Source organism: Streptomyces sp. TM32 (genome assembly GCF_004122755.1).
In the GTDB taxonomy this organism is placed as follows: Bacteria; Actinomycetota; Actinomycetes; order Streptomycetales; family Streptomycetaceae; genus Streptomyces; species Streptomyces sioyaensis.
In genome coordinates this window covers 1-26,486 of record NZ_SDIG01000037.1, presented here as the reverse complement: position 1 = coordinate 26,486, position 26,486 = coordinate 1, and the positions used below count along the sequence as shown (strand labels likewise).

Annotated in this window: 20 protein-coding genes; 6 read left to right on the top strand and 14 right to left on the bottom strand. The window is 69.8% G+C overall.

Features of this window, described 5'->3' with window-relative positions; all coding sequences use genetic code 11:
* Positions 1-26: 26 nt before the first annotated feature.
* From EST92_RS11960 to EST92_RS11930, 7 genes are all read right to left on the bottom strand, one after another.
* Positions 27-380, bottom strand: a complete 354-nt coding sequence (locus tag EST92_RS11960; protein WP_129280921.1) for a transcriptional regulator — start codon at positions 378-380, stop codon at positions 27-29.
* Positions 371-895: a hypothetical protein gene (locus EST92_RS11955; RefSeq protein WP_129280920.1), complete on the bottom strand. Its 525-nt coding sequence runs from the start codon at positions 893-895 to the stop codon at positions 371-373. Before EST92_RS11955 ends, EST92_RS11960 begins: the two co-directional genes overlap by 10 nt.
* A 127-nt stretch (positions 896-1,022) precedes the next feature.
* Positions 1,023-2,942, bottom strand: a complete 1,920-nt coding sequence (locus EST92_RS11950) for a glycosyltransferase family 39 protein (RefSeq protein ID WP_129280919.1) — start codon at positions 2,940-2,942, stop codon at positions 1,023-1,025.
* Positions 2,943-2,983: 41 nt separating this feature from the next.
* Positions 2,984-4,024 carry an NlpC/P60 family protein gene (locus EST92_RS11945; RefSeq protein ID WP_129280918.1) on the bottom strand — a complete coding sequence of 347 codons (1,041 nt, stop codon included), beginning with the start codon at positions 4,022-4,024 and terminating at the stop codon, positions 2,984-2,986.
* Positions 4,025-4,073: 49 nt separating this feature from the next.
* Positions 4,074-4,556: a poly-gamma-glutamate biosynthesis protein PgsC/CapC gene (locus EST92_RS11940; protein ID WP_129248112.1), complete on the bottom strand. Its 483-nt coding sequence runs from the start codon at positions 4,554-4,556 to the stop codon at positions 4,074-4,076.
* Positions 4,553-5,887 (bottom strand): poly-gamma-glutamate synthase PgsB, encoded by a 1,335-nt coding sequence (gene pgsB / locus EST92_RS11935; protein WP_129280917.1) that lies wholly within the window; start codon positions 5,885-5,887, stop codon positions 4,553-4,555. Before pgsB ends, EST92_RS11940 begins: the two co-directional genes overlap by 4 nt.
* Before the next feature lie 19 nt (positions 5,888-5,906).
* A complete protein-coding gene (locus EST92_RS11930) occupies positions 5,907-8,249 on the bottom strand; it encodes a HAMP domain-containing protein (protein ID WP_129280916.1) in 2,343 nt (780 codons plus the stop codon).
* A 932-nt stretch (positions 8,250-9,181) separates the two neighbouring features.
* On the opposite strand from EST92_RS11930, the gene EST92_RS11925 reads away from it, so the two are divergent.
* On the top strand, positions 9,182-10,579 hold the full coding sequence (locus EST92_RS11925; protein WP_254068779.1) for a hydrolase: 1,398 nt from the start codon (positions 9,182-9,184) through the stop codon (positions 10,577-10,579).
* Between the two features lie 978 nt (positions 10,580-11,557).
* On the top strand, positions 11,558-12,121 hold the full coding sequence (locus EST92_RS11920; protein ID WP_129280933.1) for a dienelactone hydrolase family protein: 564 nt from the start codon (positions 11,558-11,560) through the stop codon (positions 12,119-12,121).
* 537 nt (positions 12,122-12,658) lie between these two features.
* Here the strand turns inward: EST92_RS11920 and EST92_RS11915 are convergent.
* The 4 genes from EST92_RS11915 to EST92_RS11900 form a co-directional block, all read right to left on the bottom strand.
* Positions 12,659-14,134, bottom strand: coding sequence for an MFS transporter (locus EST92_RS11915; RefSeq protein WP_275540874.1), 1,476 nt, complete (start codon positions 14,132-14,134; stop codon positions 12,659-12,661).
* A 225-nt stretch (positions 14,135-14,359) separates the two neighbouring features.
* Complete coding sequence (locus EST92_RS11910) at positions 14,360-15,595, bottom strand: cytochrome P450 (RefSeq protein WP_129280915.1); 1,236 nt, start codon at positions 15,593-15,595, stop codon at positions 14,360-14,362.
* 1 nt (position 15,596) lies between these two features.
* On the bottom strand, positions 15,597-16,808 hold the full coding sequence (locus EST92_RS11905; RefSeq protein ID WP_129280914.1) for an FAD-dependent oxidoreductase: 1,212 nt from the start codon (positions 16,806-16,808) through the stop codon (positions 15,597-15,599).
* A 16-nt stretch (positions 16,809-16,824) separates the two neighbouring features.
* A complete protein-coding gene (locus tag EST92_RS11900; protein ID WP_129280913.1) occupies positions 16,825-17,016 on the bottom strand; it encodes a ferredoxin in 192 nt (63 codons plus the stop codon).
* A gap of 750 nt (positions 17,017-17,766) precedes the next feature.
* On the opposite strand from EST92_RS11900, the gene EST92_RS11895 reads away from it, so the two are divergent.
* Both EST92_RS11895 and EST92_RS11890 read left to right on the top strand, forming a co-directional pair.
* Complete coding sequence (locus EST92_RS11895; RefSeq protein WP_129280912.1) at positions 17,767-18,096, top strand: hypothetical protein; 330 nt, start codon at positions 17,767-17,769, stop codon at positions 18,094-18,096.
* A 245-nt stretch (positions 18,097-18,341) separates the two neighbouring features.
* On the top strand, positions 18,342-18,983 hold the full coding sequence (locus EST92_RS11890; RefSeq protein WP_129280911.1) for a TetR/AcrR family transcriptional regulator: 642 nt from the start codon (positions 18,342-18,344) through the stop codon (positions 18,981-18,983).
* A gap of 806 nt (positions 18,984-19,789) precedes the next feature.
* Here the strand turns inward: EST92_RS11890 and EST92_RS11875 are convergent.
* A complete protein-coding gene (locus tag EST92_RS11875) occupies positions 19,790-20,167 on the bottom strand; it encodes a nuclear transport factor 2 family protein (protein ID WP_129280910.1) in 378 nt (125 codons plus the stop codon).
* A 130-nt stretch (positions 20,168-20,297) separates the two neighbouring features.
* Here EST92_RS11875 and EST92_RS11870 point away from each other — a divergent pair, with 130 nt between their 5' ends.
* Complete coding sequence (locus EST92_RS11870; RefSeq protein ID WP_254068778.1) at positions 20,298-20,579, top strand: hypothetical protein; 282 nt, start codon at positions 20,298-20,300, stop codon at positions 20,577-20,579.
* A gap of 740 nt (positions 20,580-21,319) precedes the next feature.
* Here EST92_RS11870 and EST92_RS11865 read toward each other — a convergent pair.
* A complete protein-coding gene (locus EST92_RS11865) occupies positions 21,320-22,924 on the bottom strand; it encodes a trypsin-like serine protease (RefSeq protein ID WP_129280909.1) in 1,605 nt (534 codons plus the stop codon).
* Between the two features lie 93 nt (positions 22,925-23,017).
* Positions 23,018-23,506 carry a hypothetical protein gene (locus tag EST92_RS11860; protein ID WP_174243987.1) on the bottom strand — a complete coding sequence of 163 codons (489 nt, stop codon included), beginning with the start codon at positions 23,504-23,506 and terminating at the stop codon, positions 23,018-23,020.
* Positions 23,507-24,058: 552 nt separating this feature from the next.
* Between EST92_RS11860 and EST92_RS11855 the strand changes: the two genes are divergently transcribed.
* On the top strand, positions 24,059-26,486 hold a 2,428-nt coding region (locus EST92_RS11855; protein WP_216849092.1), incomplete at its 3' end, for an ALF repeat-containing protein.

Sequence of the window (26,486 nt, the reverse complement as noted above, 5' to 3'; positions counted from 1 at the left end):
AGGGGAAGCCGGGCGCCGGGAACTCCTCAGCCGGATGATCCGGGTGGCCCGCTGCCGGCATGCTCGTCGTCGGCAACGTGTCGGGCCGACCGGTCGGCGATGTCCTGCAGGGCCGCGAGATGGGCCTGCAGGGCGAGGTGGCCGGCGCGGCTCAGGTTCAGCCAGGTGCGCGGGACCTTGCCCACGTGTCCCTTTTTGACCTCGACGTACTCGCGTTTGCTCAGCGTGCTGATCTGCTTGGACAGGGCGGAGTCCGACAGGTTCAACGAGTCCCGGACGAACTTGAACTCGGCCCACCGGGTCGCCGCCAGCAATGCCGTGATCGACAGGCGGGTGGGATCGAGCAGCAAGGGGTCGAACTCGGGAGTGGTCACGGACACGCGCCGCTCCGGCTCAGCCGCTGGAGCCGCTCGAACCGCCGGGAGGACGGGAACGCCACCGTCAGCCCCAGGAGGAGCCCCAGTATCAGGCGCCAGCCGGGGACGTACGACAGCAGCCAGGCACTCCCCACGGACAGGACTCCCACCACGCCCACCACGACGAGGAATCCGGCCCAGGGGTAGCGCCACCCGGCCGATCCCGGCGCCCCCGGCGGCAGGAACGCCCGCGGCTCCAGCTCGGGCGGCAGGCCGAACAGGCTGCGCCCCCGCCGGGTGTACTGGCCGAGGAGAAAGACCACGGTCAGGGGCCCGAGCACCCCCATCCACCACACGCTCCACCGTTCCAGGTGCAGCAGGGGCAGGAGGTCGGGCGTGGCGAAGGTCAGGAAGAGCACGGCCCCCCAGGCGAGGAAGAACCACCGGGGCTCGCGCTGCGCCGCAATGGCCTGCTGGCGCCGGTGTCGTACGTCTTCCAGCGCGCGGGCCGCCTGTTCGGCGTCCGGTTCAAGGGGCATGGGCCACCTCCTGGCCGTCGCGGAGGGCAAGCGAAAGCACTTGCCTGAGGAGAAAGTTACTAGCCACTTTCCGCTCAGGCAAGTGCTTGCCTGTGGTGGAAGGGCACCGGCCGGCGGCCGGTGGGAGTCAGGTGCCCCCAGCGCAGTCGTAGAGCGTGAAACTTCCGTCCGAGGTCCGGCCGTAGGCGCGTGGGGAGACGGGGGTGCAGCTCTTCTTCACCCAGGCCGAAGCCGGTGTGGCCGGGCGGCGCGTGGTGAGCAGGGCGTAGCGCAGTTGGTGGGTGGAGACCAGGTCCCCGAGCCGTGGCGCGGACGGATAGGGGGTCAGGCCGGTGAAGCCGCCCATGACCAATATGGGTTGCGGGGTGGCGCGCAGCAGGGGCTCGGCGCCGTACGCGGCCTGGGTGGCGAGCAGGTACTTCTCCCCGGAACGGTGCGCGGAGAGGTAGTTCAGCAGAGCGGTGTCCCGCGCGGACGGGGTGTTCAAGGGGTTGCGTCGGACCGTGGCCCGGTGGTGGTGCGCATCGTGGTAGCCGGGGCCGACCGGTCCGGCCAGTGGTTCGATCGGTGAGCCGGGGTAGCGCGGGTTCAGGCAGGAGACGGCCCAGACGGCCGGGGCGAGGAGGACGGCCGCCAGGGACGCCGCCAGCGCGCTGTGCACCGCCGGCCGTGTGGTCCGGGGCCCGCTGGTCCACAGGCCGACGGTCCCGCACAGGCCGAGCATCAGCACCACCGGCAGCAGCCAGGGCGCGAAGTCGCTGTGCGGGCCCTCGATGGCCGCGGCCCACAGCGTCGTGAGCCCGACGGCGACGGGCAGCGCCGCGCGACGTCGGCCACCGGCGCGGTACTCGGCCCAGAAGAGGGCGACTCCGCCACCGGTCAGCGCGGCGAGGGCCGGGGCCAGCACGGTCATGTAGTAACCGTGGTTGCCGTTGGAGTTGCTGAAGACCACGAGGTGCACCACCAGCCAGCCGCCCCAGAGCAGGAACCCGGTCCGCGGCCCGTCGGTGCGCGGGCGTCCGGCGCGCCACCACACGCCCAGCGCCAAGGCCAGTACGGCGAGCGGCAGGAGCCAGGCGATCTGCGGGCCCACGCTCTGGTTGACCACCATGGTCCACCCCGTATTGCCGCTGGTGCGGCTGGCGGCCGTGCCCGCGACGGCGCCCAGCGCGTGCGGGTCGTGGCCGAAGCGGCTCAGCCCGTTGTAGCCGAAGACCAGCGTGAACGGGTTGTTGTTGGTGGTTCCGTCGAGGTAGGGGCGGTCCGCGGCGGGGGACGCCCAGACCAGCAGCACCCAGGAGCAGGAGACGACGAGGGCGGTGATCCCGGCGAGCAGCAGCCGCCGGGTCCGGTCCCACCAGGAGCCGGGCGCCGCCCCCAGGTACACCGCGGCGAACACCGGCAGGACGAGCCAGGCTTGCAGCATCTTGGCCTGGAAGGCCAGCCCCACCCACGTCCCGCAGACGAGCAGCGGCAGCAGTCTCCCGGTGCGGACGGCCTTCTGCAGCGATCCCGCCGCGAGGACCAGCAGCAGAACGAGCAGGGTGTCGGGGATGTTGTGCCGGTTGAGCGCGACGGTGACCGGGGTGAGGGTGAGGACCAGCGCGGCGAGCAGCCCTGCCCGGGCGCCGGCCCAGGCACGGACGATCCGGTGCAGCGCCCAGACGGCGAGGAGGCCCTCCAATACCTGCGGCAGTACCGCCGCCCAGGTGTGCGGTCCGAGGAGCCGGACGGAAAGGGCCTGCGGCCACAGCGCGCCGGGGATCTTGTCCAGGGAGATCGAGCCGCTCGGGTCGAGCCCGCCGAAGACGAAGGCGTGCCAGTTCGCCGCCATCGACCGCAACGCCGCGGTGTAGTACGGGTGCACCGCGGCCCGCCCGATGGCCCAGGTGTAGAGCACCGCAGCGACCGCCAGGATCAGCAGCAGGGCGTAGGACTCCCGGCTGACGGCGGTGGGTCGGCGCAGCGTGGCCTGGACGGCGCGTCGGATGTCGTGCGTGCGGGGGCGGCTGTCGGCGGGGTCCCGGGTGAGGGGGGCGGTGGCCATGACGGGGTCTCTCCTGGGGCGGCGGGCTGGGGGCGTCGGCTTCACAGGCGGCGGGCCATGCGGAATCCCTGGGCGTAGAAGCCCTCGCCGTCGAGCGTCGCGCGGCCGGCCCAGTCGCCCATGGTGGGCCCGTTGGCCCGCGAGCGGCTGGAGTAGAAGCGCGGGCGCCCGTCGGTGTCCGGCCCCAGGTAGATGCCGCAGTGGTCGATGCCGTGCGGTCTGCCGATGTCGATGGCGAAGAAGACGAGGTCACCGGGGAGCAGTTGGCTGAAGTCGGCAGGTGGCCGGCCGGTGTTCGGGATCAGCAGCACGCCGGGGGCCCGGGCGGCCAGGGCATAGGCCCGGCGGGGCAGGCCGATCCCCGGGCCGTTGGTGGCGTGCATGGGGTAGCCCATCCGGTAGCCCCAGACCAGGCGCACGAAGCCGGAGCAGTCCACGTCCCCGTAGCGGTCCTTCTCCGGGGACTTGCGGGTCCCGTCGGGGAACGTCCAGTCGGTGCCGAGGTAGTCGTAGAAGTCGGACTTCTCGTCGCGGTAGTGGAACGACGTCGGCGACTGCCCGGGAACGAGCGGCCCGAAGTGCGCCTTGCCGGCGTAGCGCAGCCCCGACGCGTTGCGCAGCTCGTGCGCCCCGTCGCCGTACTGGAAGGCCACGGCGAGGGCGTCCGGACTGCGGTCGGCCAGGGCCTTGGGGAACCACTCCCGGAACCAGTGGGTGCGCTCCTTGCCCTGGCTCCAGGCGCCGCCCATCAGCCGTACCCAGGCGTCACCGCGCACCACCGCGCCGGTGGTGCGCGGCTCGCTCCAGGTACGGGTCGGGCCGGTCAGCACCGCGGTGCGGGCGCCGTCGGTGAAGGTGGCCAGCACGCGGTCGTCGGCGGCGCGCACCACCGTACGGGCGGGCGCGGCGCGGCGCTCGAAGCGGTAGCCGCCGGCCGGTACCGAGAAGTCACTGCCCGGTACGCCGCCGCGGAAGTGGTGCCAGGCATATCCGCTGAGGGCTCCGGCGGAGGCCAGCCCGGCGGCGCAGGCCAGGATCTGACGGCGACTGGGCCTGCCGGTCGGGGTGGGGTGGTGGCCCATGGTGACCTCCTCTACGGGCGGACGGATACGGCGGGCGGGTGCGGCTGGTTCAGCCGACGGGCAGTGCCCCCAGCAGCAGCCCGGCGACGAGCACCACATACGTACTGAGGGTCACCGCGGTGGTGGATATCACGGTGGGTGCCAAGGGCTGGCGGACCAGCTGATAGGCGATCAGGCCGGGCACGATGAAGCCCAGGGTCTGCGCGGTGTACAGGAGCGGGAACTCGTGCTGGAGGGCGAGCATCACCGTGGTCTGGAGCAGCACCGCGGCCAGCACGACGGCGGCGAACAGCCGCTTCCCGTAGAGGATCACATGGCGCTGGAGGACCTTGGTCGCGGCGAGGGTGAGGGCCGTGACGCCGATCATCATCGCGGCCCGGACCACATCGGTGACGAGGGTCAGCGCCAGCCAGCCGGGGGTGATCATGCCGCCGGGGGAGAGGTTGGTGGTCAGATAGCAGATCAGCGAGAAGAGCAGTCCGAGGGCGATCCCCAGTGCGGCGGTCTGCGGGGTGACGATGACGGGGATCACAGCGGCTTCCTTGCGGTTTCGTACCGGGCGTCGGCAGGGGCGGAGGAGGGGCTTGGGACAGGTGCGCCGGACGTCGGGCCGTTCAGCGGCGCCACCCAGCTGTACGGCTCCGTCTCGGGCGGGTGCGCGACCGGAAGCGGCTCGTCGGCGTCGTCCGCGGGCAGCCTGCCGAGATGGTCCAGGAGGAGTTCGCCCTGGCCGTGAATGTTGCCGACGGCCACCAGCGAGGAATCCGGGGCGAGTTCGGCGAGGAGGGCACGGGTCAGCTCCTGCCCGTCGCGCCGGTCGCCGCCCAGGTCCACCACCCGGCCCGGCGAGCCCGGCGGGATGCCGTCGCGGGCGCTCTTGGTGGGATGCCCGATGAGGAAGACCGTCTCGGGGGCCAGGTCGGGGACGATCGCGCCCATCTGGCCGTTGCGTTCCACCCGGTCCGGGCGACAGTTGATGACCAGGTTCAGCGGGCGGCGGATCGCGCCGAGCTCCTCCAGCTGACGGACGTTCATCAAGGTCGACTCGGGGTCGTTGGCGGCGAAGACATTGGCGAAGCGCAGCCGCTTGCCGTCCGGTGTGCGGTAGCGCTCCACGGAGAGCACGCCGGGGTCCGGCGGCGCGTCCCGCATCCCGCGCAGTGCGGTGGCCCGGTCCACACCGAGCAGCTCGGCCACGGCCAGCGCGATGGCGACGTTCTCCTTGAAGGTGAACCAGCTGAACGCGCGCAGCTCCTCGTCGGTGACCGACTCCGGATCGACGGCGATCAGGCGGCAATTGCGCTTGTCCGCCTCCTCCTTGAGGAGGTGCAGCCGCTCCTGCTCGGCGGTGACACAGACCCCGCCGACCGGCATCGACCGGGACAGCGAGCGGGCCACGTCGTCCAGCGTCGGCCCCATTTCGGCGAGGTGGTCCTCGCGGACGTTGCACAGCACGCCGATGGTGGAGCGGATCAGCTTGTCCTGGTTGACCTCCTGGAGTGCGGGCATCACCGCCATGCACTCGATCACCAGGGCGTCCGGCCGGTATGCCGCCGCGCGCCGGACGATGCCGATCTGCTCGACGACGTTCGCGATGCCGAACTTCCGGTACACCGGCTCCTCGGTGGCGTCCGGGTGGATGAACCGGGCCGCGGTGCCGGTGGTCTTGGCCACGGTGACCAGGCCACCGCCGCGCAGCGCCCCCGCGCACAGCCGGGTGATCGAGCTCTTGCCGCGAATGCCGTTGACCAGCACCCGGGTGGGGATCTGCGCCAGCGCGGCGTAGTGGCGCCGCTGCTCCAGCACGCCGGCGACCAGCAGCCCGGCACAGCTCAGCAGCAGGACAACATAGAGGAAAAGCACGTCGGTCGATCCTTCATTGCTACGGTGCGCTGCCGCACTCGAACGAGGGGGCAGGGACAGCGGCCAGGTCGGCTCCCGCGCCACGGTCCCGCGCCACCAGCGCCTGCCGGAGCAGTTCCAGACTGCGGGTGACCGAACCGCACTCGTCGTGGTGGACCGGGAACAGCACGGTGCGGCGGTCGCCGCCGGCCAGCCGCTCCGCGCATGCGGTGAGCGTGCGCAGCGGTCTGACCACCACGATGTGCAGCCAGCCCAGGCAGGCGCCCCCCGCGGACAGGGCGAGCAGCCCGGCCAGCATGGTGCGTGCCTGGACCTGATATGCCGCCAGTTTGAGCGCCGCGGCCGGCTCGGCGGACACCACCCGCCAGCCGAGTCCGGCGGCGGGACCCGTCTGCGCCAGGGGCGCGGCGGCCGCGACCGACAGACCCTCGCCGGGGGCCGTCCCCGCGTGCAGTACGGCCGATGCCGGGGTGCCCGCGCTGCCGGGTGCCGCGTCGGTCCTGGCCACCAGGCGGGTGAGGCGCTGGCTGGGAAGGGGCTGGAAGGCCTGGAAGCCGACGCTCGCCGCGAGCACCCGGTGGTGCGCGTCGGTCAGCCACACGCTGCCGAGCCCGGGCCGGGACACCAGGTCGTCCAGCGCGTCGACGCCGATCTCCGCGACGACCACAGCCGGGGCGGTGTCCTCGGCCTTCTTGGCACCCTTGGCCTTCCCGGCCGGGGGGATCCGGGCGTAGGTGGCGATGGCAGGGATCTTGCCCGACGTGTTGACCTGGGTGATTCCGCCGCCGGCGGGGTGGACGAGAGTGCGCACCGGCTGCTTGCCCACCTGCCGTACGACGGCACCGGTGCGGTCCAGCACATACAGCGACCGGAACGTGGGGTGGTCGGCCTGTTCGCGCCGCAGCACCTCCGCCGCCCGCTCGGGTGGCGCACCGGAGAGGGCCGACGCCGCCGCCGCGAGGTCGGTTCGGCTCCGGACGAGGGACCGCTGCACCCGGTCGGCGGCGGACTCGGTGCGTGCCCGCTGGTCGGCGACGGCGGCTGCCGGTACGGCCTTGGCTGCCGGTACCCGGTTGAACAGGAACAGCAGCGGTACTCCCCACGCGGCGATCACGAGTGCGCAGACGAGCACCAGGGCCCGGACACCGGGGCGGCGCCGCCCCGTTGGTTCCGGCTCCGGCTCCGGACCCGTCTCCCCCAGCAGTTGGCGGCGTATCGACTCCAGCGCCCGGCCGATCCTGCCGGGCTCACCGAACCCCAGCACCGGCGGCACCGGCCGTACCCACTCCTCCCGCTCCTCCGGCTCTTCGCCGACGCCCCGGGCCAGCCGGGCAGCGGACAGGTGCAGCCGCAGCAGCGGACGCTGCATCGTGGCCCACAGCACCAGGGTGACCAGTACGGCGATCACCACCAGCGCACCCGCGGCCACCAGGGCGAACCACGTATGGTCGGCTCCGTCCTTCACCGGAGGCACCTCCCGGCCCGTCAGGACGGTCAGTCCCAGGCCGGAGGCGTCGCCCTTGCCGTCCCCCGCGGCGACCGACGCCCACCCCGTGACCTTGCGCAGCCCGTCGTGCCCGGCACCGAGCACGCTGCCCGAGACGTCGCCGGTGGGGAGACCGGCGTGCGCGGCGTTCGCCGCGGCGGCGGGCAGCGCGCGGTGACCGGCAGGGGGTGCCAGGGCCGCGCCGGTGGTGGCGACGGTGGCGGCGGTGGCGCACACCTTTCCGTTCCGGTCCACCAGTTGACCGGTGCGCCCCTCGCCGTACACCGCCGGAGCGGCGACCTTTTCCGAGACGACCAGCAGAAGTGCGCGTTCCTTGTCCTCCTGGTCCCCTGTCAGGTCACCTGCCTGATCGTGGTTCTCGTCCTGCTTGCGGCCCGCAGCGGGGACGGTCACCCGGGCGAAGAGCAACACCCGCGGTGCGCCACTGCCTGAAACGGCCATCCGCGGCGCGATGTTGCCGGTATCGGGTCGCACCAGAGCCGCCGCGTCCACCCCGGCCAGCGGCACCTTCTCACCACTGGCCGCCAGCGGGTGGCCGGTGCGCGGGTCGAGCAGCACGCCGCCCCCCACCGGATGCCCGGCCGGGAGAAGGGACCGCAGCGCTGCCGCCGGATCACTGCTGCCGGCGGGCGGGTCCGACGCCGCGGAACGGCGCACTGCCCTGGCACTTGCGTTGATGGAGGTACCGACCGAGTCGGCGGCATCCTCGGCGATCTGGCGTTCCGCGTCACGTAGGGCCTGGGGGACACCCTGCTCGTGAACGGTACCGAGACCGAGTGCGGTCAACCCGGCAACTGCCAGCAGGGCGCAGAGCAGTGCGGCGATCGGCGGGCGGACGCCTCCGAGCATGGGCATGTCGGCGCGGCGTCGGGTGCGGTGCGGACGGGGCGCGCGGGCAACGGCGTGCAGGACAGCGTCCTCTCGGCGTGTGGGGATGGCCGTGCGGCAACTCAACCAGTATGAATACTGGGAACACAGGATAATCACAAGGCCGTTCACATTGTGGTTGTTTGCCGGCCCATTGTGGAAACGGGGCTCAACTCACCCTTGCCGGAGGTCGCTTATGCGTCGTCGGCATCCCCTGGCCCCGGCAGAATTTCCCACGCGGCCGCCGACCGAGCCCGGTTGACCGCTCATTCCGTTCCGCGTTCGGCACCTCACGCACAGTTGCGGTTGCGCTGAAGGCTGCCCCCGAAGCCTCCCTTCCTGAGGGAATCCGCAAATCCCCCAGGGGTGGGTTGGTGAGGTCAGTAGTTACGAACTGCCGCGTAATGAAAGCACTCAGTGAAAACGGTGAGCAAAGGCAACGAACTCCTGGATCCGATGCCCGCCATCCGACGGTGGCGTGAACCAGCCATCTTCCATAGAGGCCTTCTGACCGGGGCAGGTGCTCCGGCAGCCATCGCACCGAGACAGCGGAACGGTCGCTCACGCCGGCCCTCTTCCGCCCGGGAGCCTTGCTACTGCAACTGGTTCCGTGACGATGTCGAGTGGCCGTGCGCCGACAACTGCCCCCGGTCGCACCAGGCATTTCTCCCGCGCGTATCCCGTATGGACACGCGGCGTTGCGCAACTCGGCGGCACGCTCCACGAGCCCCGACGGACAGTTTTCAGCGCATAGGTGTCCACCGAAATAGCCGGCCGCAGGGGTAGGGCGACGGGCAGTGGCACGAACTCGACACCACACAATTCTGGACGCGTCATGGGCTCACCTCGCCCACCGCCGTAGGGATAACTCCCGGCACTATCAGGTCGGTTGGCCCGGCCCCGGCAAAACTGCATATACGATGACCGCCAGCCGAAAGCTGATCACGTGGCGAACGCCACCATGGAGGGGGCTGCCGATGAAGCACGCACGAAGGCGCCAGAGCCGGTTGCGCACCCGGGTCGCTGGCACCACGGGACTACTGACCCTCGCCCTGGGCGCCGGGATCGCGCCGGCCACCGCCGCGGAGAAGGCCACCAGTGCGCCCATGTCCAGTGCGACTTCCTTGGACGACGCGGGACAGGCCCCGGGCCAGATGGTGGCCTTGGACGACGCGGCGCAAGCCCCCGGCCAGGCGGTGGGCCTGGGCCATGCGGCGCAACACCCGCGCCGGGCGGCGTCCTTGAAGGTGGCGCCCGCCCCGGGCCAGCTGACTCTCCCCGCCCCGACCGGGCGTCATGGCGTCGGAACGGTCGACCTTCACCTGCGCGATTCGAAACGCATGGATCCGTGGGTGCCCGGACAGCAGCGCGAGTTGATGGTCTCGCTGTGGTACCCGGCCACACACACCTCCCGTTACCCCGCCGCACTTCTCCCCAACAGCCAGCAGGTGCTGCCCGGCGGGGTCACCCTGCCCACCACTGCCGGGCACACCGGTGCTCCGGTTGACAGCAAAGCCGGCAAGCTGCCGGTGCTGCTGTACTCGCCGGGCGGTCGTGGGAACCGTGCGACGGGTACGGCACTGGTTCAGGACCTGGCCAGCCGCGGCTACTTGGTCGTCACCATCGACCACACCCACGACACCGGCGATGTGGTGTTCCCCGGCGGGCGACATGAGGCGAGCATGCTGCCGCCAGGCACCAAATCGCGCGACTTGATCGACGTCCGGGCGGCGGACGCCCACTTCGTCATCGACCAGCTGGCCGAGCTCGCCCGCGGTCACAACCCGGATGTGGAACACAAGCCGCTCCCTCAGGGCCTGACCCAGGCCGTGAGTACGAAACGCATCGGGATGTTCGGCGCTTCCCTCGGCGGAGGATCGGTGGCTGCTGCCATGCACGCGGACTCCAGGATCGACGCCGGCGCGAACCTGGACGGCCAGCTCTTCGGCTCGTCGGAGCACCAGCGGCTCGACCGCCCCTACATGCTGTTCAGTTCCGAGCACCACAACCGCAACACCGACGGGAGCTGGGCGCGGCTCTGGGAAAACCTGCACGGAGAGCGGCTCGACCTGAAGCTGCGCGGCTCCGGGCACAACTCTTTCGTCGACAACCAGGTCCTGTTCCCCCAGGCGCCGGGCGCATTCGGGGTGACCCCGGAAGTAATGCAGCAGGCACTCGGCACGATCGACCCCAACCGCTCCATCGAGGTCCAACGCACTTACGTCGCCGCCTTCTTCGACAAGCACCTGAACCACCGGTCCAGCCACCTGCTCGACGGCCCCTCGCGCCAGTACCCCGAGATCGACTTCATCCGCTGAACCGTCCGAAGGCCACCGCCGGCACCCGTCAGCCCCCTTTCGGACCCGTATCGGAACAGGTCAGGAGGGGGCTGGTGGGCTCGCTCGTCAGATGTCCTGGAAGAGACCAGGGGGCGCCGTGAGCTGCTGTGTTGGATGGTTACGGGCTCCTGACCTGGGTGAATGACCTTGCGACTGTTTCAGGTTCCTGCCTGTTGCGGGAAGACCTGGTCGAGCACGAGCTCGGCCGGCTGCCGCAGGATCTGCGGGCTGGGGGTCGCCGCTCGCCCTGATGGGCCATCATGTGGTTCAACGTTGCTGGCCAGGTGGTCCGCCGACTGCGAAGCCGTGGCAGATGCTGGAGAATTCGTGATGCCAAGCGATCTTGCTCGGCGAGCTGTATGGCATGCCAAGTAGATTCCTCGTCTGTTGGCGGCACGGTGACATAGTGGTGCCGGCCTCCTGAAATGGTGTCTGAGACCGCAGTTGGCAGAGACGTGGGGCCGTGAAGGGGCGCGGGTGCATGCCGCCGGGTCGGGACGGCGCCGCTGACGGCCCGGCCCGGCGAATCCGGCGGCGGCCGGGCCGTCAGCGGTCATGTCCAGTGGACGATGGCGGAGGTCAACCGCTTGGTCGCCAACGCGCCGCGCTCGCCGCCACGGCAAGAAGAACGCCGCGCAGGCTGCCGAAGCCGAAGCCGAAGCCGAAGCCAGGGCCCGGCGTGCGGCGGACGAGGCGAGCGAGGCGAGCAAGTACGCCAAGCAGGCACGGAACTCGGCCACCGAGGCCCAGAGGTATGCCGACGACGTGAAGAAGTCGGCGCACGACGCCACGTGTCCGACGAGAGCGCCGCCGACGCCGCCCGCCAGGCCAAGCAGGCTGCCGCGTCCGCGGGCAGGGCGGCCAGTCGCTGCCGACGTCCGGCCGTCTTGCCGCGGAAAATGTGATCCGCGAAGACCCCGGAATCACTGGGTTCATTGGACGCGCGCCGCCCCAGTCCTGATCGGACCCGAGGGGATGGGGCTCAGCGAGGTCGAGCGCCGGCGGGCCGAGGCTCTGGCCGAGCTGGGGTACGTGGCGCTGGCCTTCGACCTCCACGGCGGACGCTATGTGGAAGACCCAGAGGAAATGTTGGCCCGTTGCATGCCGCTGCTCGCCCATCCCGACCGCATGCGAGGAATCGGTCACGCCGCGCTCGACGTGTTGCGTGCCGAACCACGGGCCGACCCCGACCGGACCGCGGGCGTCGCGATTGGGACAGTCAACGCACTGACCACGGGCCGACCGGGCGAGGCGGCACGCATTCGCTGCCCGGTATGGGCCGGGGTCGGGTCGGAAGACCCGATCAGGCCGCCCGCGCAACGGGAGGCGTTCACCGCAGAGATACAGGCCGCGGGCGTCGACTGGCGCCTCGTGGTCTACGGAGGAGCCCTTCACGCCCTCCACCACCCACCGGTCGACCACACCGTGCCTCCCGGCGTCGGCTACCACCCACGGCACGCACAGCGAGCCTGGCGTGACATCGTCGCCCTGCTCGCCGAGTGCCTGCCCGTCACGGATTGATCCGATCGGCTTCTGATACTGCTCGACGGGCGAAGGCCAAGGAGTTGGTCGATCGACTGGTCGCCGAGGGACGGGTGCGTCTTGCCGACCCCGATGCCGAGGAGGTCGCTCACGGAGCCATCGGTCGAAGGTCGGCGCGCCGGTGGTTGCGATCCCCACGCGACTGAGTTCCCTCCACCCGGCTGTGGCTGCACTCAGGGACGATGACGGACAGTTGGTCATTCGTCTGTGCTCCGTCGCCGGTCACTCCGGGTGCTGCCCTTGCGCACCGAGGCAGCCGGCAGCCGTGAATGGCCGCCAGCGAGTACTGCGGACGAATCGCCGGAATGAAGAAGCAGCTCAGGACTGCCGGAGCATGAGGCCGCCAGCTGATGATGCCGCTCCATAGCCGCCGTCCGTGTGTCGGCACGAGGGGTACGGGGACGGGCAGCCGTGGCGACCTTCCCGCGTCCCCTGTGCCGAACCCGTGAAAGCACGGGCGGGCACAGCCGGAGCAGGCGATGCGCCTCCAGCGCTCTGCCCGTTCCTCAGGATCGGTCAGCTCAGCTCGCGGCCGGTCTGCCACCGCACCAACTGGGCCGGTTCAGGTTCCGTGCTCGGCTGTGTCGCGGCCACCCGTCGGCCGGGTATGCACAGGGTCACCAGGGCGGCCACCACGGCCCCGGCTCCTCCCAGGGCGAATCCCATGCGGAAGCCTGCCTGGCTGGGCACGGTGACCGCTCCCGCAGGGATGGTCATGTGGGACAGTACGACACCCACCACGGCGCTGGAGGCCGAGGTGCCGATGGAGCGCATCAGGCTGTTGAGCCCATTGGCCGCCGCCGTCTCGTCCACCGGGACCGCGTCCATGATCAGCGTGGGCACGGCAGCATAAGCCAGGCCGATGCCCGCGCTGACGACGCTGGAGACGACCAGTACACCCCACAGTTGACCCATCAGCGGTAGCGCAAGGGCGTAGCCCGCCGCGATGACCAGGGCCCCCACCAGCAGCGACGTCTTCGGCCCGCGCGCGACCGAAAGCCTGGCCGCGTAGGGCGAAACCGCCATCATGACCAGACCGGAGGGCGCCATCCACAGACCCGCGGCCATCATGGACCGGCCGAGCCCGTAACCGGTCTCCTCAGGGAGGGCGAGCAGTTGGGGCGCGATCAACGACATGGCGTACATGGCGAAACCAACGGCGACCGAGGCCAGGTTGGTCATCAGCACCTGCCGCTGCGCGGTGGCCCGCAGGTCGATCAGCGGGGCCGGCGTACGAAGTTCCCACCAGCCCCAGGCAAGGAGCACCACGATCGCAGCCGCGAACAGACCGAGCGTGGTGGGGCTTCCCCATCCCCAGTCGGCCCCCTTGGACACCGGCAACAGCAGGCAGACCAGGCCCGCGCCGACTCCCAGTGCCCCTACCAGGTCGAAATCTCCGGCTGCGGTGGCCGGTGTGGCGGGGACGAGGAAAAGGACGAGGAGGGCCATGACCACGGCCAGCCCGGCCGCGCCCCAGAACAGCACGTGCCAGTCGGCGTGCTGTGCGATGAGTGCCGAGGCGGGCAGGCCGAGTGCGGCGCCGACACCGAGGGAGGAGCTCATCAACCCCAGTGCGCCACCCAACCGTTCGGGCGGAAGGACGTCGCGCATCAGGCTGATGCCCAGCGGAACCACGCTCATGCCCATGCCCTGTAGGGCCCGGCCCGCCACCATGGGGGCGAGTGAGTCCGTCAGTGCGCAGACCAGGGAGCCGAGCACCAGCAGGGCGATGCTGATGAGCAGCAGGCGCCGCTTGCCGTAGAGGTCGCCGAGGCGGCCGATGACCGGTGTGGCCACCGCGCCCGCGAGCAGGGTCGCCGTGATGGTCCAGGAGGCGTCGGCGGCATTGGTGTGCAGAAGGCGTGGGAGGTCGGGGAGGAGTGGCACGACCAGGGTCTGCATCAGCGAGACCGTGATCCCCGCCGCGGCGAGTACGCCGATGACTGCGCTGCTGCTGCGGGTGGTTGATGCGGTCGAATGGTGCTTGCTCACGAGGCGGACTTCCTACGATGCGCCGAACGGCAGACGAACGGGGAAAGGTGGCGGGCGACATGAAGGGCCGGGGAGATGTATCAGGGGGCGCGCCGATGGCTCATCTGCATCCACGGATGCAGATGACAGGCGCGGCTGACGGCGCACCGATGCTCGGCCCGGTCAGCCGCGCCGGCAGCGACGGCACCGTCTCGGCCGCCCGGCCGAGACGGTGCCGGTCTCAGGTCACCAGGTCACCGGCAGTTCGAACACGCCGTTGATGTTTGCCCACGTCTTGAACGGGACGTCTTCGACAGGGACGGCCAGTCGCAGCGTGGGGATGCGGCGCAGCAGCGTCTCGAAGATCACGTGCAGTTCCATGCGGGCGAGCGGTTGGCCCATGCACTGGTGCACTCCGTAGCCGAAGGCCATGTGGTCGCGGGCCCGGCGGTGGATGTCGAATCGGTCCGCATCGGGGTAGTGGGCGTCGTCTCGGTTGGCGGCGAAGTTGAGGGGGATGATGCCTTCCCCTGCGGGGATGACCACGCCACCGACGTCGATGTCCTCGGTCGCCACGCGCGTGACCACCAGGTGGACGATGGTGAGATAACGCAGCAGTTCTTCGATGGCGTGGGGAATGAGTGCGGGGTTCTGTCGGAGTTCAGCGAGCTGGTCGGGGTGTTGCAGCAAGGTCAGGGTTCCCAGCGCGGTCATGCTGGCGGTGGTGTCGTGGCCCGCGATGGTCAGCACCAGGGCAATGTTGGCCACCTGCTCGGGCGGGATGACGCCTTCCCGGGCCGCCTTGACCAGCTGCCCCAGGATGTCGTCGCCGGGGTCCTCGGCAGCTTCCCGCGCAGCGCCCAGCCGGGACACGTATGCATGGAGTTCCGCGTGCGCGTCCCGGGCCTGGTCCATGACGGTGGGGTCGGAGCCGTCGCCCCGGTGTCCCAGCTGCTCGGCGATCTTGTTGAAGAACGCTTGGTCCTCCACCGGTACGCCCAGGATCCAGCTCAGTACGGTGGAGGGCACCGGCAGCGCCAGCGCCTGGACCAGGTCGATGGGGCGGTGCGGGCCGGTGAGCATCGTGTCGATGGCCTCGTCGACCAGCGTCTGAACCGCGGGTCGCATCGCCTCCACTCGCTTGACCTGAAAGTTCTTCGACAGCAGGCGCCGGTAGAGGGTGTGCTCCGGCGGGTCCATCCGCAGGAAGGAGCGGGTGCTGCCCTGCTCCGATTCCTCGTGCTTGGAGAAGATCAGGGGGAATCCCGGGTGGCGGATGTCGGCGCTGACCCTCGGGTCGCCCAGTACGGCGCGGACGTCGTCGTAGCGGGTGACCAGCCAGGCCGTTTCGCCGGCCCTGGTGGTCACCTTGGTGACCGGGCGCTCCTCTCGTAGCCAGGCGTAGATCTCCGGCGGGTCGAAGGGGAGGCGGGGCCAGGGGAAGGGCTTGGCGAGGGTGGCTTGCGCGGTTTCCGGATTCATGTCAGGCACCTGTCTCACAGACTTCGAACGAAGTGGTTTCCAGCAGTTGCTGCCGGTACCGGCGGAGGTGTTTGGGGCTGTTCCAGCCGAGTACTGCGGCGGGACGGCCGGCCGCGTGGAAGAGGGCCACGAACGCCCCTTCGGCGGGGTCGCCCTCGACGACGGTCATCTCGGCTCCGGCCGGGATCACGCCGTACACCTGGATCTTGACCTCGTACTGGTCCGTCCAGAAGTACGGAAGCGGGTCGTACGTCTCCACGTTGCCGTGGAGCAGATTGCGGGCCGCCACGATGCCCTGCTCGGTGGCGTTCATCCGGTGTTCCAGACGCATCCGCCGCCCATAGCGGGCACTGAGCCATGAGGCGACGTCTCCGGCGGCGTAGACGCCGGGCGCGGCCTGGCAGTAGGCGTCGCACGTCACCCCGTCCGCGAGGGGGACAGTGGAGGAGCGCAGCCACTCCACCTGTGGTGTGGCGCCGATGGCGACCAGCACGCAGTCGGCGTCCAACAGTGTGCCGTCGCCGAGCCGTACGCCCGTCACCCGCGCGCCGCCGACCAGGTCCGTGACGCCTCGCCCGGTGTACAGCCGCACGCCACGTTCGCGATGCAGTCCGGCAACCAACGCGCCTGCCTGTGTACCGAGTTGACGTTCCATGGGGACTGGTTGCGGGTCTACGACGCTGACGTCCAGGCCGAGGTCGCGGACAACTGCAGCGGCCTCAAGCCCCAGGAAGCCGGCGCCGATCACGACCACGCGAGGTTCTTGCCACAGGTGCTCACGGAGTGCGGCGGCATCGTGCTCACCGCGCAGGACGTGGACGCCGTCCAGGCCTTCTGCGAACGGCAGTCGACGCGGCGCGACTCCCGTGGCAATCAGGAGGCCGTCGAAGGGCAGTTGCCCGCCCTGGTCGAAATGGACCGTGCGCCCTGGCAGGTCGAGTCCCCTCGCGCGGCATCCGGTGCGCAGTTCCACGTCGAGTCCGGCGTAGTGGTCCATGGGGCGCAGCAGCAACTGCGGGAAGTCCCATGTGCCGGCGAGGACTTGTTTGGACAATGGTGGACGGTCGTAGGGCGGGCTCGACTCACCGCCTATCAGGGTCAGCCGCCCGGTGAATCCCTCTCGGCGTAGGGTTTCGACGCTGGTGAGCCCGGCGGCTCCCGCGCCGACGACAACGATGTGTTCCGGACCTTCCAAGCTTTTCGGTGGTGGCATGGCGGGGGTGTTCACCTCACGCCTCGGCCCTGATTGCGGCTGCGGGGCACAGCTGAACCGACTGCTGCACCGCCTCCCGCTCGGTTTCGCCCGGCTGTTCCTTCAACAGCACCACGACACCGTCGTCGTCCTGGTCGAACACGGTGGGGGCGACCAGGACGCACTGCCCGGACGCGACACAGCGCTCTGCTTCTAGGCGTACTCGCATCAATAGCCTCCTTCGGCCGGCGCCGCGCGGTCTCGCGACGCCGATGGATTTCCACTGGATCGGTCGAACAGTTGGTGGGGCGTGTCCTGCCGTGCGAGGTGGTGCTCGACGGTGGTGCTCCCGCCGCGCCTTGCCCGGTTCCCTGAGGGGCACGCCAAGGCGGCGAGTCACGCCCCACCAATTACAGACGGACTTCGTCTGTAATTGGTGGTGTGACGCTATGTCTCTGAGCTTCAAGCTGTCAAATGAGGAGGGAACAGGCTCTTGACCAGCGGACCCGCGCCAGGCCGGTGGCACGTCCCTGTCGTGCGTAGAGCTCCCGGCCGTTGGACGTTCCGTCGTGTCGCAACCCCACGCAAGCTCCTTCGGCAGGCTGCCTTCGTCGGGCCGGCCCTGGCGGCCAGCTCGCTCTCCCACGGAGACTTCTCGGGCGGACGAGGAGGGCACGACTGCCTGGCTCGCTCGCGCTGCCGGTCCTCACCCAGGCCGATTTGTCGGTCTGCCGCAGGCGCCGCAGCGCCGGCGGCAACTGGCCGAACCGCAGGGTGGCGGCCTTCTGGCGCTGTCACGGCGATCTTCCTGGACAGCCCGTCGGGCTTCGCCCGGTCGACCGGAAACCGTAGCGTGGCACTCAGTGCGCCGGCTCGGGTGGGAGGGGCAGCTCGGCCTTCGGGCGGACCGACCATGGATCACTGACACGGGCGCGGCGGCGGGCTCTTTGCGGCCATCCTTGACAGACCGACCCACGAATTGCTCAGCATCGTCGCGGAAGCCCACGCCGCTGGACTTCTCCACGATTGCTGCGGCCGACTGGTCTTCCGCCACGATCTCCTACGGCACGCCCTTGCCGACGCCGTACCCGCCTCGACCCGCGCCATGCTGCACGGCAGGACCGCTTCGACTCTCGCCGCCGCCGGAGCGGCACCTGAGCGGGTCGCGGAGCACCTGCTCAACGCAGCACCCTCCGGCGGCGAGTTCCTGATCACCTGGCTCATGGACTGCGCTGCACCGCTCACAGCCCGGGCACCCGTCATGGCGCTCCGTCTGATCGACCTGACCATGGAGTTCTCCCACCCCTGACGATCCACGCCGTGCCCGACTCCACGTGCACCGCGCTGTCGCGGAGCTCTCTGCGGCAACCTGGCCGAGGCGGAAGAAACCGCCCGCTGCGCGCTGGCCGGAAATCCGCCCCCTGGGTGTCAGGCTTCCCTCCGCTGGGTCATCGTCCACGCCACCTTCGCTCGTCGACGCCCCGACCTCGCCTCTCGTCCAGGCGCCGCCCGCCACCTGCACCAACGCTGTCCGGCCATGGCAGACTCGTCCTCGTGCCCCAAGACACCCCCAGCAGAAAAGGGCCCGGCCGCCCTGCCGATCCGGACATCGAGCCGCGGATTCTGGCCGCCACACTCGACGTCTACCGAGAGGTCGGCTGGTCCGGGCTGACCCTGGACCTGGTGGCACGACGGGCCGGCGTCGGCAAGGCGGCGCTGTACCGACGCTGGGACAGCAAAGAGAAACTGATTGTCAGCGCGCTCGCCTCGCAGCGCTTCACCGACGAACTACCCGACACCGGATCACTGCGCAGTGACCTCATCGCCACCACCGGTGTTCTGCGCCAGTCGTTCTTCGGCCCAGCCGGCCTGGTGCGACTCCGCGCGGCAGTCGAGGCCAAGATCTACCCCCAGCTGTTCGGACAGGCCGTGGCCGAGCTGAGACATATGCACAGCAAGGCAGTTGCGGAGATCCTCCGCCGAGCCGTCCAGCGCGGCGAAGTCGCCGACGACTCCACCACCCCGCTCATCCTGGAAACCGTGATCAGCACCCTGATACAGCGCTTTCTGGTCACGCCCGTCGACGAACAGGCCGACTTCGAGGCGGACTACGCCGATAACGCAACACAACTGGTGGACTTTGTCCTCGCCGGCGCCCACTACCGCCCGTCCAGCACAGTCACCGAAGGCACGTAGCCCTCGCGCCGCGCGCCTGCCTCAATCGGACCGAGTCTTCACACCCGCCGTCACCGCCCCTATGGATCGTGGATGCGAGGCGACGGCGTCGGCCCTATGACCGCCGGCCACCGCGCCCTGCGGATGGCCGGCGCTGACCACTGAGATCGTCTCAACTGGCTTGATCACTAGGCTGCGGCGTCATGGCGATAGCTACCGAGTCAAGGGCATCCCCGGCGTCAAGGAGCGTTCCTTCGACGCCCTCCAGGACGCCAAAACCTGGCTCGCACAGGTCCAGACCGACGCACGCCGAGGCGAGTTCGTCGATACCCGCGACGGGCCATCTCCCTCAAGGACCACATCGCGACCCACTGGTGGCCCACCCAGAGCGGTGACCCGTCCACGATCGAACGGATCGAGCAGAGGATACGCCGGCACATCGTGCCCCACCTGGGGCTCGGCCGCTCAACGCCATCGGCACGGAAGTCCTGCGCCACTGGAAGAAGCGGCTGGAGAAGGACCTCGGTCCGACCTCGATCCGTCTGGTCCGGGCGACGCTCTCCAGAGTTCTCTGGGCCGCCGTCGAGGACCGTCTCCTCGGACGCAATCCATGTCGGTCCAGCACAGTCGGTCCTCCGGCCCCCCCACCCCCGGCAGTGGCCGCGTAGGTTCGCCGGGTTGGTGGTCGTGACGGTTGGACGTGCGGTGACGTCCATTCGACCGCTGGAGGCGCGGTGGCTGAGCCTGTCCGTATCCGCAGATTGACCGACAAGGAGGGGCAGAAGCTGAAGCAGATCGTGCGCCCCGGCAGCTCACAGAAGGACGACTCAGGAGGTGGACGGCTCGATCTCCCCCGCAAAGACGATGACCTGGTCGATGAGGCTCCGCCGCAGATGGACGACGTCCGTTCCCGCCAGACGGGGGCCTCCATCCGGTGTGGTGAAGACCCACTGGTACCGGGCCCACTCGTGCGGCATGTCCACCGCCGAGCTGCGCACCATCGTGCCGGTCCCCGCCGGGTGGCGCCGGATGTCCAGCACGAACCGCTCGACCGCCGCGATTCCTTCGCTGCGACCCAACGGCCCCCAGAAGACCACGTCTGAGGTCAAGGCCTGGGAGAGCAGGGCAGTCACATAGCTGTCGTCCGAGGCGTTGAACGCGGAGATGAATGTGTCGATCGCGGAGCGTGCCGTCTCTTCCTGCATGCCCCAGTAATACCAGCCGTTGCGCGTGCGCTCGTCCCGCGAGCCGCCTTCCGATCACGGTGGACCATCCCGGTCACAGCAGGCGGTACGGGAGGCACTGCCCGACCGCTACCGACTCTTCAACTCCTAGGTGTGGAAGCCCGCTCTGGCCACGGCGGGGGTGATCGCACCGCTGGAGGAAGGCAGCGTCGACGGTGCTCGCGTGTGGGAGCCGTCCCGAGAGCACGGCTTCCACGCCCCGCGTCACGTCTTCGCCTCCGAGGAACTGGAGGTCGGCGAATCGATCGTCTCCCTGGCACGCTGGCCGGGGCACTCCGACCCCGGGTTCACGCTGCGGAAGTACTCCCACTTCCTGCCTCGCGCCGGCGCACGGGGAAGTGCCGCCATCGACGCGATCTTCGCGGAGCCGTAGCCGGTCGGCGGGCCTGCGAAGCGTGGCCCGTAGCCCCGCCCCGGGCCCAAAGTCCCAGAGAAGTCAGAGATGCCGCCGCACCCCTCCCTGCCCCGCTAAGTAGCAGGTCAGACGGGGGTGTGGCGGCACCCGCCCCTCAGATGTCCCGGAAGAGACCAGGGGGCGCCGTGACCTGTTGTGATGGAGGGTTACGCGCTCCTGACGTGCGTGAATGACCTTGCGGCTGTTTCAGGCTCATGCCTGTTGACGCAGCCGGAAGTCCCAGAAAAGTCCCAGGGGTCTCCCGCTGCCCGGAGTCGGTCTTTCGGTCCCACGCACGGTGGGGAGCCGGTGCCGCCAGCGTCAGGTCAGTGGTGGTTGTTTTGTTTCGAGTCGCCGCGCCGCACACGAGGACGTTCCGGGAGGCGTGAGCCGGGCTCTCGGGGTCGGCAAAGACCTGGTCGAGCACAAGCTCGGCCAGCTACCGCAGTATCTGCGGGCTGGGATTGCCGCTCGCTGTTATGAGCCACCAGGTGATTCAGCCGCTGGTCAGGTGGTCCGCTCACTGCGAAGCCGTGGCAGGCGCTGGCGACACGGCGTTCATAGTGGTGCCGACCTCCTGAAATGGTGTCTGTGGCCGCAATTGGCGCAGGCATTGGACGACGGTGAGGGGTGCGGGTCTCTGCCGCCTGGCCGGACGGCGCCGCTGACGGCCCGGCCCGCCGAATCCGGCGGCGGGCCGGGCCGTCAGCGGGTCACGTTCAGTGGACGAGTTGGATCTCAGTGTGCGTACCGGCAGCGTCTACGCCCGGATAGAGGCTGACCGCCCCGCTCGCCCACCGCACCATGATGTCGTTGGCCCGGTCGTTGGCGGCGAAGGCACCGGCGGCTACCACCGTCGCGTTCTTCCAGAAGGACATCCGTGGGCGGACGCTGATGTCGCCGTGGAAGCCATCGGCATCGACGCCTGGATAGATGCTGGCGGCACCGTCCGACCACCGGACGAGCAGGTCCGCCGTCTTCTTACCGGTGAACTCGCCCGCAGTGATCTGATCCGCTTCCTTCCAGGCTGTGTTCGCCTTCATCAGTGTCTTCTCGGCATTCAGACCATTGGTGGCGAGATCGCTGTTGAGCGTGACCCGGCCGTCGTCCCAGGTCACGATCATGTCGTCGCGCTGGGCGTTGGCCGTGTATCGGCCCATGGCGATCTGCCGGGCGTGCGGCCATTTGTCGTTCTTCGGCTTGGCGAGCTGCTTCTCCGCGTGGAAGCCGCTCTTGTCGACGTGGGCGTACTGCGTCAGCTCCCCGTCGCCCCAGCGCACGATCAGCCCGTCCGTGCCGCCCCCGAAGCCGGCACCGGTGAACTGTTTGGCGTACTGCCAGATGCTCGTCTTGCCCGGCTTCGGCGGTGCCGCCAGCTGGTACTCGGTGGAGAAGGGGCCTCGGCCGTCCCTCTCGTCGGAGCCCTGGTAAAGGGTGACCTCCGCGTCGGTCCAGCGCACGATCATGTCCATGTGCCGGGTACCGCCGGCCGAGCCGCCGGTGAAGTACCCCGTGGCGATGTGGGTCGCCTTCGCCCATGGTGCGCCGGCGAAGGCCGGACGGTATCGGACGTTCTGCACCCAGGAGTTCAGGTTGTCCACGCGGGTGCTGGTCGCGTCCCTGCGCGTCTCAGCCGCGTCGACGCCGAAGCAGCCCGCCTGCCAGGATGTGCTGTTGAGGGCGACCAGCTGCGGTCGTCCTGACACGGTCCGGAAAGCGGGGCCGCCGGTGTCGCCCGCGCAGATGGCGGCATTGGCGGGGTCCGCCCCGCCGATCTTCAACGAGGTGGTGTCCGCCGCCTTCACGGTGAACTCGGCGGAGTGCAGGCGCTCGGGTGCCCATTCGTCCTCGGTGCGCCCGTAACCAGTGACCCGCAGTGTCTCGCCCTGCGCGGCGGGATCGGCCGCGACCGTCACCGGTGTGATCCCGGAGACCGGCTTGGCCAGTCTCGCCATGACGACATCCCGGTCCGCGTGGGGCACGAGTTCCACGATGTCCGCGATCTGCCCCTTGTCGCCACTCATATCGGTACGGCCGATGGTGGCGACGGTCTTCAGCTTCGGGGCGCCGGGCTCGACTTTGGTGTTCTGATCGGGCCGATCGGCGAAACACCGGGCGGCGGTTATCACCCATCGCGGGTCGACCAGCGCTCCGGTGCAGCTGCGCTGGCCACCGAGGTCGAGCTGCGCGGTGAAGGCGTAATCACCGTCCTTGACCGCCGGGCCGACCACGGCGTGGGCCGGTGCGGCAGTGAGCAGACCTGCCGCGATGCCGGCGGTGAGGACTCCGGTTAACCACGCCAGGCGTGGCTTCCTGCCGAACATCTGTGTCTCCCTCTGGAGTTGTGGGAATGCAGCGAGAGCCGGGCAGCGGCGAGCCGCGCCTGCTTTCGTCGGACCGGTACTGCGGGGCGTCACTCACCTGGTGGCGACGAGTTCCAGCAGGGTGTGGTCACGGTGGGTGGGGTCCGCAGTCTCGCCCACCGGGGTCCAGGCGTTCTTCGTGATGTCGAAGGACACGTCGCGGTTGTTCACCGTCATGTTGGCGCGGAGCTTGTAGTCGTTGCCCTTGATGCCGTAGACCCGCGGGAGCTCCATGCTCAGATAGCCCTTCTTCCCGGTGACGCGGAAGCAGAACTTCCCCAAGTCGCGGGTGGACATCTCGACCAGATCGGGACGGCTGTCGCAGGTGGCGAGCACGATGTGCCCGTCACCGCGCTTGAGGAGGATGCCCTTCTCCTTGAAGATCTTGTCGGCCTGCGGATAGGCGAAGTCTTCGACCGCCGACGGTTCCGTCGTGGTTCCCGGGTCGTCCGGCTGGTCCGTGGCCGCTGCCACGGCTGCGCCCTGCATCACCGCGGCAGCGGCCACAATGCCGGCGGCCAGCAGTCGGGAAGATCGCTTCATGGTTCCTCGCCCTCGTCACGCAGTGCATGGAAATGCCGCATACGAGACACGTATGCGGGGCCCGGCGCCGGGAACTCAGGAGGCACGCTCCCGCGTCGCCGGCCGGGTGACGGCAGGCGAACTCCTCGACCAATCAGGCTAATTCGCCTATTGGTATCACCTGGATCCGCTTTCCACGATGCCTGCCAAATGTGGCATGAGCCACACATCGCAGCAGTGTTGGTGATTTGAGCTTCGAATTGTTCTGATCTGCTGTGATGTCCGACTCCTGGCGATGATGCGACCGTTGCCTCTTCGGTACCTACTCGTGACGAGTCGTCGTACTTGGCTGGATCACCCTCGTGTGGTTCTCCGCGTCCGATTCGCTGTGGAAACATACGCGGCCGCGACGCTTGGCGTCGGAAGACAGGCCCGTCGACGGGCCCTGCACAGTCTCGAGGGGATATGCGAAGACAGAGAACTCGGTTATTTCGAGAGGGCAGTACACGATCCGCGGTGACGTTCGCGATGGTTCTGGCCCTCTGTACAGGGGTGCTGGGTACCACTGTGGCCGTGGCGGCGCCCTCGGCGGCGGCCGCCGAGGCTCAGCCTCCCCTCAGCGAACGCGCCAGAGCGGTCGAGGCCTGGCGGACAGGAGGCCGGGCCACCAGGGAAGCCGCCGAGCGGGCCCTGACCGGCTCCGACACGGACATCACGGCGTTTCTCGGCGAAGGCCGGCGGCTCGCAGCCGAGGAGGACGACCGGCTGACGGTGCTGCGCATGCTGAACTCCAGCGGCAAGGGTGTGCGCGACGCCGCTCAGGAGGCGCTGAAGACGCCTGAAGCCACCCGGGAATTTCTGGCCTCGGGCATTCGGAAGCCCTTCGCGGATGACCAGCGGGTCGCCGTCCTGCAGGCCATGAACGACGGCGCCAAGGCGGTGAAGGAGGCCGGGCAGAAGGCTCTCGACGACGGTTCCGCCGATGCGCTCGCGGGGTTCCTGGCATCCGGGCAGTACAAGGCCCAGCGTGAGGACGACCGGGTCGAGACTCTGAAGATCCTGAACGACGGCGGACCCGAGGTGAAGAAGGCCGCCCAGGCGGCACTGGGCGGCTCGGCCGAGGACATCAAGGAGTTTCTGGACAACGGTCAGCATGTGGCGCGCTCCCGCGACCAGGAGACACTGACCGTGGCTCAGCTCGCGGACACGGCCGCGGAAGCCGGCAAGCGGGCCAAGCGGGAAACCGACGCCGCCAAGGAGGCCGCCTCCCGCGCTGAGGACGCCGCGCGTCAGGCCAAGGAGGCTGCACAGCGCGCGGCCAGGGAAACCGCCGCGGCCAAGGACGATTCCCAGCGCGCGGCGGGGGCCGCGGGCAGGGCGGCGGACGCGGCGGACGCGGCCGCAAATGCCTCACGCACTGCCATTCAGGCGGCCAACACCGCCACTTCTGCGGCCCGCACAGCTGCGAACGCCGCTTCCGCCGCGGCCTCGGCAGCAGCCGCCGCCGGGCAGGCGGCATCGCGCGCCTACCAGTCGGCGAACGCCGCGGCCCAGGACGCGAGCCAGGCGTCGACCGCCCGGAAGGCGGCCCAGGACGCCCGTGCCGCCGCGGCCGGCGCACGCACCGCCGCGGATGCCGCGCTCAACGCGATGAAGGCCGTCTTCAACGCCGTCAACTCCGCGCAGTCGGCGGCCAGCGCCGGCACCCACGCGGCAGCGGCAGCGACTGCGGCGGCCGAGGCAGGGACCTATTCGGCGACGGCGGGTGCGGAGGCACACCGCGCGGCGGTGGCCGCGGTCAGGGCCCGGCGGGCAGCAGCCACCGCGACCCGGGCCGCCAATGCGGCCGAAACGCTGGCCAATACAGCGGCCGCTGCGGCGAAGGAAGCCCACACTGCCGCGGACAGCGCCGCCAAGCACGCCGATGCGGCCGCCGACGCGGCCGAGGACGCCGCACAACACGCCGGCCAGGCCGACCGGTGGGCGGACAAGGCCAAGAAGTGCGCCACCGCGGCGATCAGCGCGGCCAACGACGCCGGCAAGGCGGCGCAGCAGGCCCGCACCGTCGAGCAGACCGCACGCAAGGCCGAAGCCGCCGAGCTGGACGCCGACAAGGAACAGGCCGTCCAGTCTGCCGAGGACCTCAAGAACAAGGACAAGGAGCAGGACGAGGACCTGTCCTGGGAGCGGGCCGAATCGGCCCGGCAGGACAAGGAGACCGAACAGCTCCTCGCCGAGGCGACAGCGAAGGACACCGACGCGGGTACGGCCGTCACCAAGGGCCGCCGGGCCGCCATGCGGCTGATGGTCACCGGAGGTCCCTGGACGCAGCAGGCCGCAGCGGATGCGCTGTCCGGTGCCGGCGCCGACGTCCAGCAGTGGCTGCTCGCCGGCCGCAGGGTTGCGGCCGAGCAGGACGATCGTGCCCGGGTCGGTCACCTGGCGGACTCGGACAGGCCGAAGGTGAGGAAGGCGGCACTGGTTGCCCTGTCCGGATCGCCCGACGACATCAAGGAGTTCCTCACCACGGGTCAGCACACGGCACAGGCTGACGACTACCGTGTCGAGATCCTGCAGCTGATGAAGGACGGCGGGCCCTCGGTCAACGAGCGGGGCAGCGCAGCCATCGATGCCGGGACCGCCGACCGGCTGCGGGAGTTCCTCGACGTAGGCCAGTACGCGGCTCGCGAGGTGGACGACCGTGCCGAAACCTTACGGATCATGCACCAGGGCGGTGCTCGTGTGAAGGCCGCTGCCGAGGTCGCGCTGGCCGGTCCGCCGTCCATGCTGCGGGACTTCGTCGGCGTCGCCCACTTCAAGGCGGCCAAGCAGGATTTCGACGCCGCGGTCCACGTGGCGGAGGTCAACCGCCTGGTCGCCAACGCGCAGCGCTCCGCCGCGACGGCCAAGAAGAACGCCGCGCAAGCAGCCGAAGCCGAAGCCAGGGCGCGGCATGCGGCGGACGAGGCGAACAAGTACGCCAAGCAGGCACGGGACTCGG